Source organism: Micromonospora sp. RHAY321 (assembly GCF_023896955.1).
Taxonomy (GTDB): domain Bacteria; phylum Actinomycetota; class Actinomycetes; order Mycobacteriales; family Micromonosporaceae; genus Micromonospora.
This window is the reverse complement of the sequence record NZ_JAMHIW010000017.1, coordinates 99,136-114,746: the sequence shown is the minus strand read 5'-3', so window position 1 is coordinate 114,746 and position 15,611 is coordinate 99,136. Positions and strand designations below refer to the sequence as shown.

Sequence of the window (15,611 nt, the reverse complement as noted above, 5' to 3'; positions counted from 1 at the left end):
ACATGATCGACACCGTCGCCGTCCGGGTCCGGGCGGCTCAGGACGCCCTCGCCCGGGTCAGCCCCGCCCCGCTCCTGGTCCGGGCCGGGATCTTCGTCACCGTGCTGGCCGGGTTCGCGCTGGCGTTCCCCGCCGAGGTGCTGACCGGCCGGCCGCTCCTCTTCATGGCGGTGGCCGCGTTGCTGCCCGCCGTGGGCCCGCGCCGGGTCTGGCCGACCTTCGCGGCGCTGGTCACGGTCGGTGGCTGGCTCCTCGCCACCGACGGGTACGGCCGGCCGGTGGCGCTGTGGCGGCTGCTCGCCCTCGCCGCCCTGCTCTACCTGGCGCACACCCTGTGTGCGCTGGCCGCGCTGCTGCCGTACGACGGGGTGGTCGACCCGGAGCTGATCACCCGCTGGTTGTTGCGGGCGGCCGCGGTGCTGCTGGGTACCGCGGTGCTGGGGGTGCTGCTGTTGCAGGTCGCCGGGCTGGGCGGCGAGACCGGCCACCAGTGGGTCACCGTGCTGGGGCTGCTGGTGGCGGTGGGGACCGCCGCGTTGCTGGGCTGGCTGCTGCGACGCAGGTAGACCGGCGGGACAGCGGGGTTACGCAGGTCACAGGGGTTGTGCTCCGTCACAGATGGGGGGCGCGAGCGGGATTACCTGAGCCGGCCGGGGAAAGATAGATGACGTGAATCCGAAGCGGATCCTTGTGGTGGGTGCCGGGCACGTCGGTCTCTACGCTGCCCTGCGCCTGTCGAAGAAGCTCAGCTCCCGTGAGGCTGAGGTCATGGTGGTTGACCCCCAGCCGCACATGACGTACCAGCCGTTCCTGCCTGAGGCGGCGGCGGGCAACATCTCCCCGCGGCACTCTGTGGTGCCGCTGCGGCGGGAGTTGCGCCGGTGCAAGGTGGTGGCGGGCACGGTCACGCGGATCGAGCACGATCGCAAGGTGGCCACCGTCCAGCCGATCATCGGTCCGGCCCGGGAGATCACGTACGACCACGTGATCGTGGCCCCCGGTTCGGTGTCCCGGACGCTGCCGATCCCCGGCCTGCACGAGCAGGGCATCGGGTTCAAGACCATCGGCGAGGCGATCTACCTCCGCAACCACGTGTTGGACCGGCTGGACGTCGCGGCCGTCACCCCGGACCCGGAGGTCCGCCGGTCGGCGTTGACCTTCACGTTCGTCGGTGGTGGCTACGCCGGCATCGAGGCGCTCGCCGAGATGGAGGACATGGCCCGCGACGCCCTGCGCTACTACCCGGAGCTGAAGCCGGAGGACATGCGCTGGGTGCTGGTCGAGGCCACCCAGCGGGTGCTGCCCGAGGTGGACCGGGACATGGGCGCCTACACGGTGCAGCAGCTGCTCAAGCGCAACATGGACATCCGGCTGGACACCCGTCTGGAGTCCTGCGTCGACGGGGTGGTCAAGCTCTCCGACGGGGACACCTTCCGCTCCGACACGATCGTCTGGACGGCCGGTGTGAAGCCGTCGCCGATGCTGGACGCCACGGACTTCCCGCGCGACGACCGGCGGCGCGTCACCTGCCTGCCCACCCTTCAGGTGGTCGACGGTGACCGGGTGGTCGAGGGCGCGTGGAGCGCCGGCGACTGCGCCGCCGTGCCGGACCTGACCAAGGAGCCGGGCAACTTCTGCTCGCCGAGCGCGCAGCACGCGGTCCGCCAGGCCGCCCGGATGGCCGACAACATCGCGGCGGTGATCCGGGGCCGCGAGCCGGTCAACTACAAGCACAAGCACGTCGGCAGCGTGGCCAGCCTCGGCCTGCACAAGGGCGTCGCCCAGGTGTACGGCATCAAGATGACCGGCTGGCCGGCCTGGTTCATGCACCGCACGTACCACATGAGCCGGATCCCGTCGTTCAACCGCAAGGTCCGGGTGGTGGTGGACTGGTCGCTGGCGTTCTTCCTCAAGCGCGAGGTGGTCGCCCTGGGCCAGCTGCACGACCCGCGCGAGGAGTTCGTTGAGGCGTCCCAGCCGGTCGGCGCCCCCCGCGTCTGACCCGATCGACGAGCAGGGCCCCCGCCGCACCGACCCCGGTGCCGTGAGGGGCCCTGTTCGGCGTGCGGGTCAGACCCGCCAGATCCAGGCGTCCGCGATCCGGGTGGCGGGGCCGTAGAGCTGCTCCAGGGTGGCGCGCAGGCTGTCCGCGTGCGGCGCGTCGTCGGCCAGCGCCACACAGGAGGCGCCCCAGAAGTCGGCGTCCCGGGCGGCCTGCCGGCGCTGCTCGTCGCCGATGGCCGGCTGGTCGCCGCGCCGCGCCACGTCGGCCAGCAGGGCCGAGGTGGGCTGCTTGAACGTGCCCATCGCCGCGGTGCCGCCCCGGCCGTACGGGCCGATGAAGAACCCCTCGGGAAGGCCGAACCCGGCGTTGGCGGCGGCCGCCCAGCGCATCGGCCACGGCTCCTTGGGCGTGGGCAGCGGCACCGGGACCAGCACCCCGCCGGGGCGGACGCACTGCCGCCAGTGCCCGCCGGTGATGAATTCCGGCACGGCGGGTCGGTCGGCGGTCGGCAGGGGGGTGGGGATGATCGGCAGCAGGGCCACGGCGACGGCCGCCGGCACCAGCCGTCGGGCCCGACCGGTGCTCCCGAGTGCCCGGTCGACGGCCAGCACCAGCAGCGTCGCGACGATCGGGAGCAGCGCCAGACCGAACCGCATCGGCAGCGCGCCGTCCACCACCGGCAGCCCGGCCAGCAGGGCGTACGGGCCGGGCAGCGCCGTCCTGGTGCCGCCGAGCACCACCTCCGGGCCGAGCGAGAGCGCGCCCATCACCAGCGCGGCCGCGACGCAGGCGAACACCAGCCGGCGCCGTCCCGCCCAGATCGCGCACACCGCCGCGACCAGCAGCAGCGGCCAGCCCAGGAAGGTGTTGTACTCGGCCGGGCCGGTGGTCAGCCGGGCGGACTCGTCGCTCCCGGCCACCGACAACGGCGAGACCGTCCACCAGCTGCTGAGGTCGGCCGAGAAGTAGGCCGGGCTGAACATCCCGTCGGCGACGCCCTGCGGCCCGGCGAACTGGAACCACAGCGGGTACCCGAGCACCAGCAGTGCGAGCCCGGCGGCGACCGCCAGCCCGGCGGCGAAGCCGGGCAGCGCCCGTCGGGCCAGGTCCCGGTCGGCCACGCCGTAGCTGATCGCCATCACCAGCAGTGTGACGGCGGCGAGGAAGAGCACCTCCTCGCCGATGAAGACCTGCGCGGTGACCGCGGCGGCCAGCCCGGCGGCCGAGCTGAACATCCGGCGGCGGTCCAGCCCGGTCCCGTTCGGGCTGGTCGGCGACGTGGGCCCCGGGTCGGACGCCCGCAGCAGTCGGACGACCAGCCAGACGATCACCGGCACCAGCCACTGGGCGGTCATGTGCAGGTGGCTGTTGGTCTGCGAGATCATGCCCGGGCCGAAACCGCAGAGCCCTCCGCCGAGTGCGGCGGCGAGCCGGCGGGCACGCAGCGCCCGGCGGAACAGCAGATACCAGGCGACGGCGGTGCCGGCCAGGTTGACGGCGGCCAGCAGCGCGAAGGTGACCGGTGCGCCGAGCAGCAGGGTGACCGGTGCGCAGACGATGCCGAGCGCGATGACCGTGGTGTTGGCCATCAGGTTGACCCCGTCGGGGGCGTTGAGCCGGTCGGTGAGCAGGCTGAAGTCACCGAGCAGTGCTCGCGCGTCGACCGCCAGGAACCACTCGTAGAGGGCCTGGTCCTCGGGATTGAGCGCCATGACCCGGCCGGCCGGGTCGGGCCACAGCCCGTGGGTCAGCCAGCCGGCCAGCAGAGTGAAGAACAGGGCGACCAGCAGGTCCGCCCGGTGCCGGCGGACGGCGGCCAGCAGCCGGACGGCCCAGGCTCGGCGGTTGATCTGATCGGAGCGGCGGAATGCCTGCTCAGGGGCGGCGTCGGGGGCCGTGGGGGCTGCGCTGCTCACGCCATCGACCCTAGTGCGGCCCGGCCCACGGGGTACGCCGGGTCACCATCGACCGGCTACGGTGACACTGCACCGTGCGTGTCGGCGCGCCGGTGCCACCCGCCCGGGTGGTGGAACGGCAGACACGGCCGCCTTAAAAGCGGCTGCCGCAAGGCGTGCGGGTTCGACCCCCGCCCCGGGCACCAGCCAGCGCGGCCCATTCTCATTCGTGATCACCAGGAGTTGTTCCGGCCGTTTACTCTTGGAGGGCACGTTCACGTGCAAACGACCCCCTGAGGGAGGCCAGACAGTGAAGACCTCGAACCCGGTGCTCGCCCGGCTCGGCCAGGCGGCCGAGCGGGAGCGTTCCGCCGGGTACGCCCCGACCGGGCCGTACGGACAGCCCGGTATTCCCCAGCAGTACCCGTCCCAGGCCGGCTACCCGGCCGCGCCGCCCACCGTGGCGCCCATGACCGTCGACGACGTCGTGGTCAAGACCGTCGCCCTGCTCGGCATCCTCGGCATCTCCGCCGCGGCCGCCTGGGTGCTCGTGCCCGACGCGCTGGTCGGTGCCGCCTGGATCGGCGCGGCGGTCGTCGGTCTGGTGCTCGGCCTGATCATCTCGTTCTCCCGGATGGCCAACCCGGCGCTGGTCATCACGTACGCGGTCGTCGAGGGTGTCTTCGTCGGCATGGTCAGCAAGGCGTTCGAGTCGGCGTTCGACGGCATCGTGCTCCAGGCCGCCGCGGCCAGCTTCGGCATCTTCTTCCTGATGGCGATGCTCTACCGGGCGAAGGTCATCCGGGCCACCCCGGCCTTCGTCAAGGGCATGATCGCGGTGATGACCGGCCTCTTCGCGGTCATGCTGATCAACCTGGTGCTGGCCCTGTTCGGCGTCAACACCGGCCTGCGCGACGGCAGCCCGCTGGCCATCGGCTTCAGCCTGGTCTGCATCGTGGTCGCGTCGCTGAGCTTCGTGCTCAGCTTCAAGGAGATCGAGGACGGCGTCCGGATGGGCCTGCCGCAGCGCTACTCCTGGACGGCCGCCTTCGGCATCCTGGTCAGCCTGGTGTGGCTCTACATCGAGATCCTGCGACTGCTGAGCTACTTCCAGGGCGACGACTGACCTCGTCCGCGCTACTGACCGGCGCCCGCCCCGCTTCCGCGGTGGCGGGCGCCGTCGTCTGCGCCGGCCGTGCCGTTTCCCCGCCGCCGCCGGTCCGCCCGGGGCAGAGTGACTGCGAGGGGTACGCGGGAGAAGGAGGCGGCGGTGCGCAGCAACAACCCGGTGCTCAACCGGCTTGACGAGACCAGCCGGGTGGAGGCCCGGGTGCTCGGCGCCCGCGACGTCGAGCCGATGAGCGTCGACGACGTGGTGGTGCGTACCGTCGGGTTGCTGCTCATCACCGGCGCGGCCGCGGCCGTGTCCTGGGCGGTGGTGCCCCAGGCGGCCTGGCTGCCCGCCGCGCTGGCCGGCAGCGCGCTCGCCTCGATCGCGCTGGTCCTGGTCATCTCGCTGCGCGGCATCACCAACCCGGTGCCGATCGTCGGCTACGCCGTGCTCCAGGGCCTGCTGTTGGGGGTGGCGAGCCGCACCTTCGAGCAGGTCTATCCGGGCATCGTGGTGCAGGCGGTGGCCGGCACCTTCGGCGTCTTCCTCGGGATGGCGGCGCTCTACCGGGCGCGGGTGATCCGGGCGACGCCCCGGCTGGCCCGTCTGGTGATCGGCACGCTGCTCGGCATCGCCGTGCTCAGCGTGGTCAATCTCGTGTCGTACCTGATCTCCGGGCGGCCCGGGCTGGCGGTGTACAGCGTCAGCGGGGAGGTCGGCTGGCTGCCGTACGCCTTCTCGGTGGTGGCCATCATCGCCGGCGCGTTCAGCTTCATCCTCGACTTCGACCTCGTCGAGCGCTCGGTGCGCGACGGCCGACCCCGCCGGTACGCGTGGCTGAGCGCGTTCGGCCTGCTCACCGGGTTGGTCTTCCTCTACTGGCAGTTGCTGCGGCTGCTCAGCTACCTGCGCCGCTGACCGGCCCGACACGGCGTGCGCAGTGCCGGCCGTAGACTCGGCGGCGATGAGCGCAGCGGAGTTGGATCAGGCCGTGCGGTTGCTGGTCCGTCAGGTCGGGCACTGGCAGCAGCCGCGTTGGGCGGCGGTCGCGACCACCGGCAACGTGTCCCGCGCCGACCTGGTGCACCGGCTGGTGCAGGAGATCGCCAACCTGGCCGCCGACGCCGAGGGGGAACCCCGCCGGGTGGTGCCCCGGCTGGACAACGACCTGGCCCTGCCCGATCAGGTGCGGGTGGTGACGGCGGACCTGCTCGCCGCCGGAGCGGACGCCGAGGCGCTGGCGCGGGCCGCCGCCGAGGTGACGGCGACCCGCAGCGCGCTCTGACGTCGACTCAGCTGAGCCGCTCCAGCACCATGGCCATGCCCTGGCCGCCGCCGACGCACATGGTCTCCAGACCGATGGTCTTGTCGTGCCACTCCAGCGCGTTGAGCAGGGTGCCGGTGATGCGTGCGCCGGTCATGCCGAACGGGTGGCCGACCGCGATGGCGCCGCCCATCACGTTCAGCTTCTCCTCCGGGATGCCCAGCTGCCGGTAGGAGGGGATGACCTGCGCGGCGAACGCCTCGTTGATCTCGACCAGGTCGACGTCGTCGATGGTCATGCCAGCGCGCCGCAGCGCCTGCCGGGACGCCTCGACCGGGCCGAGACCCATGATCTCCGGCGACAGGGCGGTCACGCCGGTGGAGACGATCCGGGCCAGCGGGGTCAGCCCCAGCTCCTCGGCCCGCTGGGCGCTCATCACCACGACGGCGGCGGCGCCGTCGTTGAGCGGGCAGCAGTTGCCGGCGGTGATGCGGCCGTCCGGACGGAACACCGGCTTCAGGCCGGCGACCGCGTCGAGGGTGACGCCGGCACGCGGGCCGTCGTCGGTGCTCACCACCGTGCCGTCGGGCGTGGTGACCGGGGTGATCTCCCGTGCCCAGAAGCCGTCGGCGATGGCCTTCTCGGCGAGGTTCTGGCTGCGGACGCCGAACTCGTCCATGTCGGCACGGGTGACGTCGTACACCTGGGCCAGGTTCTCGGCGGTCTGCCCCATGGTCAGGTAGATGTCCGGCAGCTCGCCGGAGTCGCGCGGGTCGGTCCACACCTCGGCGCCGCCCTGCGCGCGGCGCTTCGAGCGCTCGCCGGCAGCCGCGAAGCGCGGGTTCTCCCAGCCACCGCCGACCAGCGCCTGCGCGTCGGGCGGTAGCCCGTCGGAGCTGCCCCGGGCGTACCGGGAGACCATCTCCACACCGGCGGAGACGAACACGTCGCCCTCGCCGGCGCGGATCGCGTGCATGGCCATCCGGGTGGTCTGCAACGAGGAGGCGCAGTAGCGGGTCAGCGTGGCACCGGGCACGGTGTCCAGCCCGAGCAGGGTGGCCACCACGCGGCCCATGTTGAAGCCCTGCTCGCCGCCGGGCAGGCCGCACCCGAGGTAGAGGTCGTCGATGGTGGTCGGATCGAGCTGGGGGATCTTGTCCAGGGCGGCCTGGACGATGGTCGCGGCGAGGTCGTCGGAGCGGACGTCGCGCAGGGACCCCTTGTGCGCCCGGCCGATGGGGGAGCGGGCGGTGGCGACGATGACGGCGTCGCGGGACGACTCAATCGGCATGAACCAACGTTAACGCGTCGGTAACTTGGCGCGGAAGAAGCAGGCGCGGCGGGAAATGTCACCCCGTCTATCGCCGGGAGGCGACCGCTGCCGCCGCCGCGACGGCGGGCAGCAGGGCGTGCGCCCACACCCGGTAGCCGTCGGCGGACGGGTGGAAGCCGTCGTGGCAGAGCGTTCCCGCGTCGGCCCGGAAAACCGGACCCGTCTCGGTGGCCAGGTCGACCACCGTGCCGCCGGCGTCCAGCACGGCCGTGGTCTGCGCGCGGGCCACCCGCCGCCCGGACCAGGCGACCAACTGGCGCAGCGGAGGCGCTATCGCCCGCACGGCACCGAGATCGGGGCAGGTGCCGACCACCACCTCGACCCGCGCCTCCCGCATCCGGTGCACCGCCGCGGCGAGGTACGCCGCCGCCTCGGCGGGCCGGCGCAGCTCGGTGGCGTCGTTCGCACCGATCAGGATCAGCGCCACGTCGGGCCGCTCGCCGAGCAGTGCCCGCGCGACCTGGGTGGACAGGTCGGTCGAGCGGGACCCGGAGACGCCGACGCTGGACAGGTGCACCCGCCGGCCGGTGGGACCCTCGGCGAGCAGGTTGGCCAACTGCCCGCCGATGGTGTCGTCGAGCCGGTCGACGCCCACGCCCAGCGCCGACGAGTCGCCCAGCAGCACCAGCCGCAACGGTGGCGCGCCGGCTCGACCGATCGTGGCCCGCAGGGCCAGCCCCAGCTCCGGTTGGGCGTAGCGCCGGTGCCGGGCGACGAACGCCTCACCGGCCAGGACGGCGGCGCCGCCCACGGTGCCGGCGAGCAGCGAGAGCGCCGCCGCCCGACCCAGTCGGCCCGGGAGGCCGGCGGTCACATCCCGCTCGCTGCGCTCGTTCATGCCAGTCCCTCCACTGTCGAAGTGTCCGCCGCGGAGCCGCGCTGCGGCACCGCGCCGACACCGAAGAACGCCCGGCGACGCAGCTGCGCCCACCGGCCGGCCGGCCCCCGGTCGCGGCCCCGGACCTGGGTGCCGCTGACCTCCGTGCCGGCGTGCCGGGCCGCCTCCTGCGCGGCCTCCGGCAGCGACCGTACGCCCTCGCCCGGCACCGGTGTGACCCGTCGTTCCTGCCCCGCTCCGAGCGCGGAGAGCATCGTCGGCAGCAGTGCGGCGGCGGCAACCGCGTACCCCTCGGCGGAGGGATGGAACCGGTCCCAGGCGAACATCCGGGTCGGTTCGGCGGCGAACCGGGGGCCGAGCAGGTCGCCGAGGGAGACCGTCCAGCCGCCGGCCTCGACGACGGCCACCGTCTGGGCGGCGGCGAGCTGCCGGCTCCACCGGTGCGCCAGCCAGCGCAGCGGGGGCTGGATCGGGCGGATCGCGCCCAGGTCGGGGCAGGTGCCCACGACCACCTCGCAGCCGGCGTCGCGCAGCGTGCGGACCGCCTCGACCAGGTAGCGCACGGCCAGCCCCTGCGGGGTGCGGTTGGTGATGTCGTTGCCACCGATGAGGATCACCGCGATGTCGGGCTGGCAGTCCAGCGCGGCCTCCACCTGGTGCCGCAGTGCGGCCGAGATGGCTCCGACCACCGCGAAGCGGTGCAGCCGGACCGGCCGGTGCAGCCGTCGGGACAGGCCGGTGGCGAGCAGCGCGCCGGGCGTCTCCCGCCGACGGTGCACCCCGTAGCCGGCGGCCGACGAGTCGCCGAGCACGACCATGGTGAGCGCGGGGCCGGGGAACTTCCCGCCGTACATCCCGTCGCAGCGCGGCGGAGGCGCCTCGGCCATCGGGATGGTGCGCCGCGCCTGGCGGGCCTGCCCGAGCAGCACCCCGCCGGTCGCGATCACGGCCGCCGCGGTGGCGCCCGTCCCGATGGCCGCCAGGCGGGCGACCCGCCAGGCGTGTCGCCAACGCGGACCAACGGGTACGACGGAACCAGCCACCCCCATACCGCGAGATTATCGCGCCGGCCCGACACGCCGCTGTCGTCGTGACGGCTCGCGGGTGCCTGGAAACCGACGCGACGGGGTACCTGTCCGGAGGAGGCCGGCCAACTTGCGCCGACCCGCCACCATGATCCGGCGGAGAGGAGCGCGACGATGGGGAAGACACTGAAGCGCAGCGCGGCATTCACGGCGCTGGCCCGGGCACTGGCGGCAGGGGCGCGGGGCGGCCCCTCGCTGGGTACCCGGTTGGCGGCGCTGCCCCGGATGATCCGGGCCACCAGCAAGGGGCAGTACGACGGTGGCCTCCGGCTGGCCCTGATGACCGCGGCGACGGCGTACATCGTCTCGCCCATCGACCTGCTCCCGGAGATCCCACTGGCGATCTTCGGGCTGGCCGACGACGCCGTCATGATCACCTGGTTGGCCGGCAGCGTGCTCGCCGAGACCGACCGCTTCCTGGAGTGGGAGGCACGACGCAGCTCGGTCATCCCCGGGGGGTTGGTGCCCTGACGGCACGTACCCTGGGCGGCGAGGAAACGTCTGCCCGGCCGCCGTCGCCGGCGCCGCAACGAAGGGCACACCGTGCAGTACTACGACAACGTCGTCGACATGATCGGCAACACCCCGCTGGTACGTCTGCGTAACGTCACCGAGGGCATCCAGGCCACCGTGCTCGCCAAGGTCGAGTACGTCAACCCGGGCGGGTCGGTCAAGGACCGCATCGCGCTGCGGATGGTGGAGGACGCCGAGGCCGCCGGCCTGCTCAAGCCCGGCGGCACCATCGTCGAGCCGACCAGTGGCAACACCGGCGTCGGGCTGGCCCTGGTGGCCCAGCTCAAGGGCTACAAGTGTGTCTTCGTCTGCCCCGACAAGGTCAGCCAGGACAAGCAGGACGTGCTCCGGGCGTACGGCGCCGAGGTGGTGGTCTGCCCGACCGCGGTCGCGCCGGAGGACCCGCGCTCGTACTACAACGTCTCCGACCGCCTGACCCGGGAGATCCCCGGCGCCTGGAAGCCCAACCAGTACAGCAACCCGGCCAACCCGCGCTCCCACTACGAGACGACCGGCCCTGAGCTGTGGAAGCAGACCGAGGGCGGGATCACCCACTTCGTGGCGGGCGTCGGCACCGGCGGCACCATCTCCGGCATCGGCCGGTACCTCAAGGAGGCCTCCGACGGTCGGGTGCGGGTCGTCGGGGCCGACCCGGAGGGCTCGGTCTACTCCGGCGGCACCGGCCGGCCGTACCTGGTGGAGGGCGTCGGCGAGGACTTCTGGCCGGAGACGTACGACCAGGGTGTGGCCGACGAGATCGTCGAGGTCTCCGACAAGGCGTCCTTCGAGATGACCCGGCGGCTGGCCCGCGAGGAAGGGCTGCTGGTCGGCGGCTCCTGCGGGATGGCGGTGGTCGCCGCACTGGAGGTGGCCCGCCGCGCCGGCCCGGACGACGTGGTGGTCGTGCTGCTGCCCGACGGTGGCCGGGGCTACCTCTCGAAGATCTTCAACGACTCGTGGATGGCCCGGTACGGCTTCCTCGACAACTCCGGCACCGAGCCGACGGTGGCCGACGCGCTGTCCGGCAAGCCGGGCGGGCTGCCCGAGCTGGTGCACGTGCACCCGACCGAGACGGTCCGGGACGCCATCGACTACATGCGGGAGTACGGGGTCTCGCAGCTCCCGGTGCTCAAGGCCGAGCCGCCGGTGGTGACCGGCGAGGTGGCCGGCTCCATCGCCGAGCGCGACCTGCTCGACGCGCTCTTCACCGGCCAGGCCCACCTGCACGACACCATCGAGCGGCACATGGGCGACCCGCTGCCGATGATCGGTGGCGGTCAGCCGGTCAGCGAGGCCGTCGGCCTACTGGAGAAGTCCGACGCCGCGCTGGTCCTCGTCGACGGCAAGCCCAAGGGCGTCCTCACCCGTCAGGACCTTCTGGCCCACCTCGGCGCCCGCTGACCCACCCTCCGCCATCTCCCCGCCCCGGCTTCGGGCGGGGAGATGGCGGGCGTGGGGTCAGCGGGTGAGTTCGGTGGGGACCGCCACGACGTCGACGAAGGCGCCCTTGCGGAGAACCGTGACCGGCAGGCGGGAGCCGATGGCGGGGCCGAGCATCAACCGCTGCAATCCCTGGCCGTCGACCACCGGTCGTCCGCCGGCGTTGAGGATGATGTCGCCCAGGTAGATCCCGGCCATGCCGGCCGGGCTGCCCGGCACCACCTCCACCACGCGCAGCCCACGTCGCTGGCCGGTACGTGCCGTCACCTCCGGCGGCAGTGGCACGGGTACGCCGGCCACTCCCAGCCAGGCGCGGCGGACCCGGCCGGCGTCGGTCAGCTCGGCGATGATCTGCCGGGTGGTGGCGTTGATCGGCACCGCCAGGCCCAGCCCGTAGCCGGCGACGGCGGTGTTCACGCCGATCACCCGTCCGGCGGAGTCGGCCAGCGCGCCGCCGGAGTTGCCCGGGTTGAGGGCGGCGTCGGTCTGGATGACGTCCTCGATGAGTCGGGTGACCCGCCCGTCCCGGGCGGGCAGGGAGCGGCCGAGCCCGGAGACCACGCCGGCGGTGACGGAACCGGCCAGCCCCATCGGGTTGCCGACGGCCACGACCAGCTGCCCGATCCGTAGCGCGTCGGCGTCGCCCAGCTCCACCGGTGGCACGGTGGTCTCGTCGACCCGCAGCACGGCGAGGTCGGAGAGCGGGTCGGTGCCGACGACCCGGAACGGAGTCTCGGTGCCGTCGGCGAACGCCGCCGAGCCGCCGGCGGCGCCCTGGACCACGTGTGCGCTGGTCAGCAGTAGGCCGTCGGTGCCCACGGTGACGGCGGAGCCGGCGCCGGCCCCGCGCGGGGTCCGCACCGACAGGGCGGCCACGCTGGGCAGCACCCGGGCCGCCACGGTCGTGACCACCCGGGAGTACGCGTCCAGCGCGGCTTCCTCGGCCGGGTCGGACCTGGTGTGATCGGTGTCCATGCAGCCGGCAACGCCGCCCGTCGCCCCGGCATGCCCCGATCCGCCGACAGCGAACATCAGCCGACGTCGTGGTGGCGAGGACCCCGGTACGGCTCGACGCTCACCCGGTCAGGGGACGGGTGTAGCGGAGTTGGGGGACGGTGGTGGGGCCGAGGTACTCGTCCCGTTCCGCCCCGGTGGGGGTCCAGCCGCCGCGCTCGTAGAAGGCGCGGCCGTGGGCGTTGTCCCGGAGCACCCAGAGCGCCGCACGCTGCCAGCCCCGGGCACGCATGGCGTCCAGCGCGTCGACCATGAGCGTGCGGCCGACGCCCCGGCCCTGCTCGGCCGGGTCCAGGTGGATCGCGTTGAGCAGCCCGGTCGCCGGGTCGTCCTCGTCGTCCGGGCCGAGATAGCTGAACCCGACCAGCGTCCCCGCGCGCTCGGCCACGGTCAGCCGGTGGGTGTCCCGCTCCCAGCGCCACCGCTCGGTCCAGTACCGACCCATCGCCTCCGGTGTCGGGTCCGCCAGCGCCTCCGCCGGAAGGAACGACGAGTACGCGGCGACCCGGGACCGCTGGTGCAGGGCACCCACGCCCATCAGGTCGTCACCGGTTGCGGGGCGGAGCGTGACGGTCACCCGGCCGAGGCTACCCGGCGGGGCGGGACCTGCACGGTGGTCAGGTCCTCGGCGATGATCAGGTCGCCGTCGAAGTGGGCGCGCGCCTCGTCGTGGAAGCGGCGCGGGTCGCCGTACCGCTGGGAGAAGTGGGTGAGCACCAGCCGGCGTACCCCGGACTCGGTCGCCACCCGGGCGGCCTGCCCCGCGGTCAGGTGGCCGACCTCGGCGGCGAGCGCGGCCTCCGACTCAAGGAAGGTCGACTCGATGACCAGGAGGTCGGCGTGCTCGGCGAGGGCGTACACGCCGTCGCAGAGGCCGGTGTCCATCACGAAGGCGAACCGCTGCCCCGGCCGGGGCACGCTGACCTCGTCCCGGGTGACGCGGCGCCCGTCGAGGTCCAGGTGCCCGGCCCGGATCAGCTCGCCGACGGCCGGCCCGGCGATGCCGTACGCGGCCAGCATCTCCGGGAGCATCCGCCAGCCGTCCGGCTCGACCAGGCGGTAGCCGTACGTCTCGATGGGGTGCCGCAGCCGGCGGGCCTCCAGCGTGCCGCAGCCCAGGCTGATCCGCTGCCCGTCGGCCTCGATCGGTTCGACCCGCAACTCGGCGGTCTCGTGGAAGGAGGTGGCGTGCCGCAGGCGGGCGAAGTATTCGGCGCCGCCGGCCGGGAAGTGCACGGCGACCGGGTGCGGCACCCGGTCCAGGGAGAGCCGCTGGATGGTGCCGGGCAGGCCGAGGCAGTGGTCGCCGTGGAAGTGGGTGACGCAGATCCGGGTCAGGTCGCTGGCGGTGACCGTGGTGTGCAGGAACTGGCGCTGGGTGCCCTCACCGGGGTCGAAGAGGATCACCTCGTCGTCCCAGCGCAGCACGTACCCGTTGTGGTTGCGCTGCCGGGTCGGGGCCTGGCTGGCCGTCCCGAGCACCACCAGCTCGCGCATCGACACGGTGCTTCCCTCCGGCTGAGCAGACCGGCCGGCCCTGCCGGTGGATAAAGCGACCCCCGGGGTTCTCCACGCTTGCGCGCGGGCCGGCTGGACTGGGCCGGCGCCCCGGGGGTCGGGTGGCTGCCTTGGATTCGCCGCACCGCTGCCACACGGTCTCGACGTTGTTGCTTGTGCCCACCTGGCGGTGGACCGTTCACTGTCGAGGACAGCGGCTAGCGGACAGCCACCTCACGAGTCCGATTGCTATACAAGTCTGGACCACCTCCTTTCACGTGTACCGCCACGCTATCCAGTCCCCGCGGGGCTCGGCAACGGATTTCGATCACACGGCCGGACGGGAATGCCCGGCCGCCTTCCGGCGGCCGGGCATCGAGGTGGTGCGGGTGGGATGTCGTCAGCCGGCGGTACGGGCCACACCGACCGGGCAGCTCAGCCCGTTCGGGCCGTGGTTGCAGTAGCCGTTCGGGTTCTTCGTCGGGGCCAGGTACTGCTGGTGGTAGTCCTCGGCGAAGTAGTAGCCGCCGAGCGGGGCGATCTCCGTGGTGATCTCACCCTTGCCGGCCCGCGACACGATCGGCTGGAACGCGTCCCGGGACGACTCCGCCGTGGCCCGCTGCTCGTCGGTGGTGGTGTAGATCGCCGACCGGTACTGAGTGCCCACGTCGTTGCCCTGGCGCATGCCCTGGGTCGGGTCGTGGTTCTCCCAGAAGACCTTCAACAGGTCCTCGTAAGTGATCTTGCTCGGGTCGTAGACCACCTGGACGACCTCGGCGTGCCCCGTACGGCCGGAACACGTCTCCTCGTACGTCGGGTTCCGGGTGATGCCACCCGCGTAGCCGGCAGAGGTGGTGAACACCCCGGGCAGCGTCCAGAACAGCCGCTCGGCGCCCCAGAAGCAGCCCATACCGAAGACGGCGACCTGGAGGCCCTCCGGGTAGGGGCCCTTCAGCGGGGTGCCCAGCACCTCGTGGCGGTCGGCGACCGGCATCGCGATCAGGCGGCCCGGCAGGGCCTGGTCGGGGGTGGGCAGCTCAGCCTTGGACTGGCGAAGGAACACGGTGGAACTCCTCTCGTACCTCTGCCGCATGCAACGCCGGCGGGCACTGGTTCCTTACCCGCCTCACCAGGAGTCAGGCGGTCGGCGGGGGCGCCAGCGCGTCGGCGACCCGTACCGCGAGGTCCCGGGCGTCCTGGTCGCTGGCGTAGCGGCTACGCGGCCAGAAGAACCCGCGCAGCCCGTCGCCCTTGGTGCGGGGCACCACATGGGTGTGCAGGTGCGGCACCGACTGGGACACCTTGTTGTTCATCGCCACGAACGTCCCGCCGGCACCCAGACCGGCCTCCACGGCGACGGCCAGCCGCTGGACCAGCGCGAAGTAGCCCGGCAGCAGGTCGGCCGGCAACTCGGCCAGGGTCACCACGTGAGCCCGGGGCACCACCAGCAGGTGCCCCGGGAAGACCGGTCGGGTGTCCAGGAAGGCCACCCCGTCCGGCTCGTCGGCCACCCGGAAAGCCGGCACCTCGCCGGCCACGATCGCACAGAAGACGCACCCGCTCATCGGCCCAGGCTATGCCTGCTGCCCGGCACCGCCGCGGATCGTCGAGCGGGG

General features: G+C 73.0%; 15 protein-coding genes, 1 tRNA gene and 1 pseudogene. 8 read left to right on the top strand and 9 right to left on the bottom strand.

Annotated features, from left to right (window positions below; genetic code table 11):
• Positions 1-2 precede the first annotated feature (2 nt).
• Together M8C17_RS26750 and M8C17_RS26745 are read left to right on the top strand one after the other, a co-directional pair.
• Positions 3-566 carry a hypothetical protein gene (locus M8C17_RS26750; RefSeq protein WP_252419320.1) on the top strand — a complete coding sequence of 188 codons (564 nt, stop codon included), beginning with the start codon at positions 3-5 and terminating at the stop codon, positions 564-566.
• Between the two features lie 103 nt (positions 567-669).
• Positions 670-2,001 (top strand): NAD(P)/FAD-dependent oxidoreductase, encoded by a 1,332-nt coding sequence (locus M8C17_RS26745; RefSeq protein WP_252419319.1) that lies wholly within the window; start codon positions 670-672, stop codon positions 1,999-2,001.
• A gap of 69 nt (positions 2,002-2,070) precedes the next feature.
• On the opposite strand, the gene M8C17_RS26740 is transcribed toward M8C17_RS26745, so the two are convergent.
• On the bottom strand, positions 2,071-3,921 hold the full coding sequence (locus M8C17_RS26740; protein ID WP_252419318.1) for a hypothetical protein: 1,851 nt from the start codon (positions 3,919-3,921) through the stop codon (positions 2,071-2,073).
• A gap of 101 nt (positions 3,922-4,022) precedes the next feature.
• On the opposite strand from M8C17_RS26740, the gene M8C17_RS26735 reads away from it, so the two are divergent.
• From M8C17_RS26735 to M8C17_RS26720, 4 genes are all read left to right on the top strand, one after another.
• A tRNA-Leu gene (locus M8C17_RS26735) sits at positions 4,023-4,106 on the top strand.
• A 104-nt stretch (positions 4,107-4,210) separates the two neighbouring features.
• Positions 4,211-5,026, top strand: coding sequence for a Bax inhibitor-1/YccA family protein (locus M8C17_RS26730; protein ID WP_252419317.1), 816 nt, complete (start codon positions 4,211-4,213; stop codon positions 5,024-5,026).
• A 144-nt stretch (positions 5,027-5,170) separates the two neighbouring features.
• Positions 5,171-5,929: a Bax inhibitor-1/YccA family protein gene (locus tag M8C17_RS26725; RefSeq protein ID WP_252419316.1), complete on the top strand. Its 759-nt coding sequence runs from the start codon at positions 5,171-5,173 to the stop codon at positions 5,927-5,929.
• A 46-nt stretch (positions 5,930-5,975) separates the two neighbouring features.
• Positions 5,976-6,296 carry a hypothetical protein gene (locus M8C17_RS26720; protein WP_252419315.1) on the top strand — a complete coding sequence of 107 codons (321 nt, stop codon included), beginning with the start codon at positions 5,976-5,978 and terminating at the stop codon, positions 6,294-6,296.
• Positions 6,297-6,303: 7 nt separating this feature from the next.
• Here M8C17_RS26720 and M8C17_RS26715 read toward each other — a convergent pair whose 3' ends face one another.
• The 3 genes and pseudogenes from M8C17_RS26715 to M8C17_RS26705 form a co-directional block, all read right to left on the bottom strand.
• On the bottom strand, positions 6,304-7,566 hold the full coding sequence (locus M8C17_RS26715) for an acetyl-CoA C-acetyltransferase (protein ID WP_252419314.1): 1,263 nt from the start codon (positions 7,564-7,566) through the stop codon (positions 6,304-6,306).
• A 67-nt stretch (positions 7,567-7,633) separates the two neighbouring features.
• The gene (locus M8C17_RS26710) at positions 7,634-8,446 is read right to left on the bottom strand and encodes an SGNH/GDSL hydrolase family protein (RefSeq protein WP_252419343.1); all 813 of its coding nucleotides are present in this window, start codon (positions 8,444-8,446) and stop codon (positions 7,634-7,636) included.
• Positions 8,429-9,495, bottom strand: a pseudogene (locus M8C17_RS26705) (SGNH/GDSL hydrolase family protein); the annotation flags it as partial. The gene M8C17_RS26710 and the pseudogene M8C17_RS26705, both read right to left, overlap by 18 nt.
• A gap of 150 nt (positions 9,496-9,645) precedes the next feature.
• Between M8C17_RS26705 and M8C17_RS26700 the strand changes: the two are divergent.
• A complete protein-coding gene (locus M8C17_RS26700) occupies positions 9,646-10,002 on the top strand; it encodes a YkvA family protein (RefSeq protein WP_252419313.1) in 357 nt (118 codons plus the stop codon).
• Positions 10,003-10,074: 72 nt separating this feature from the next.
• Positions 10,075-11,445: a cystathionine beta-synthase gene (locus M8C17_RS26695; protein ID WP_252419312.1), complete on the top strand. Its 1,371-nt coding sequence runs from the start codon at positions 10,075-10,077 to the stop codon at positions 11,443-11,445.
• 57 nt (positions 11,446-11,502) lie between these two features.
• Here M8C17_RS26695 and M8C17_RS26690 read toward each other — a convergent pair whose 3' ends face one another.
• The 5 genes from M8C17_RS26690 to M8C17_RS26670 form a co-directional block, all read right to left on the bottom strand.
• On the bottom strand, positions 11,503-12,459 hold the full coding sequence (locus M8C17_RS26690) for a S1C family serine protease (protein WP_252419311.1): 957 nt from the start codon (positions 12,457-12,459) through the stop codon (positions 11,503-11,505).
• A gap of 100 nt (positions 12,460-12,559) precedes the next feature.
• Complete coding sequence (locus M8C17_RS26685) at positions 12,560-13,075, bottom strand: GNAT family N-acetyltransferase (protein ID WP_252419310.1); 516 nt, start codon at positions 13,073-13,075, stop codon at positions 12,560-12,562.
• Positions 13,072-14,001, bottom strand: coding sequence for a ribonuclease Z (locus tag M8C17_RS26680; RefSeq protein ID WP_252419309.1), 930 nt, complete (start codon positions 13,999-14,001; stop codon positions 13,072-13,074). The genes M8C17_RS26685 and M8C17_RS26680 overlap by 4 nt, the downstream gene beginning before the upstream one ends.
• A 394-nt stretch (positions 14,002-14,395) precedes the next feature.
• On the bottom strand, positions 14,396-15,058 hold the full coding sequence (gene msrA / locus M8C17_RS26675) for a peptide-methionine (S)-S-oxide reductase MsrA (RefSeq protein WP_252419308.1): 663 nt from the start codon (positions 15,056-15,058) through the stop codon (positions 14,396-14,398).
• 73 nt (positions 15,059-15,131) lie between these two features.
• Positions 15,132-15,560 (bottom strand): HIT family protein, encoded by a 429-nt coding sequence (locus tag M8C17_RS26670; protein ID WP_252419307.1) that lies wholly within the window; start codon positions 15,558-15,560, stop codon positions 15,132-15,134.
• Positions 15,561-15,611: the final 51 nt, after the last annotated feature.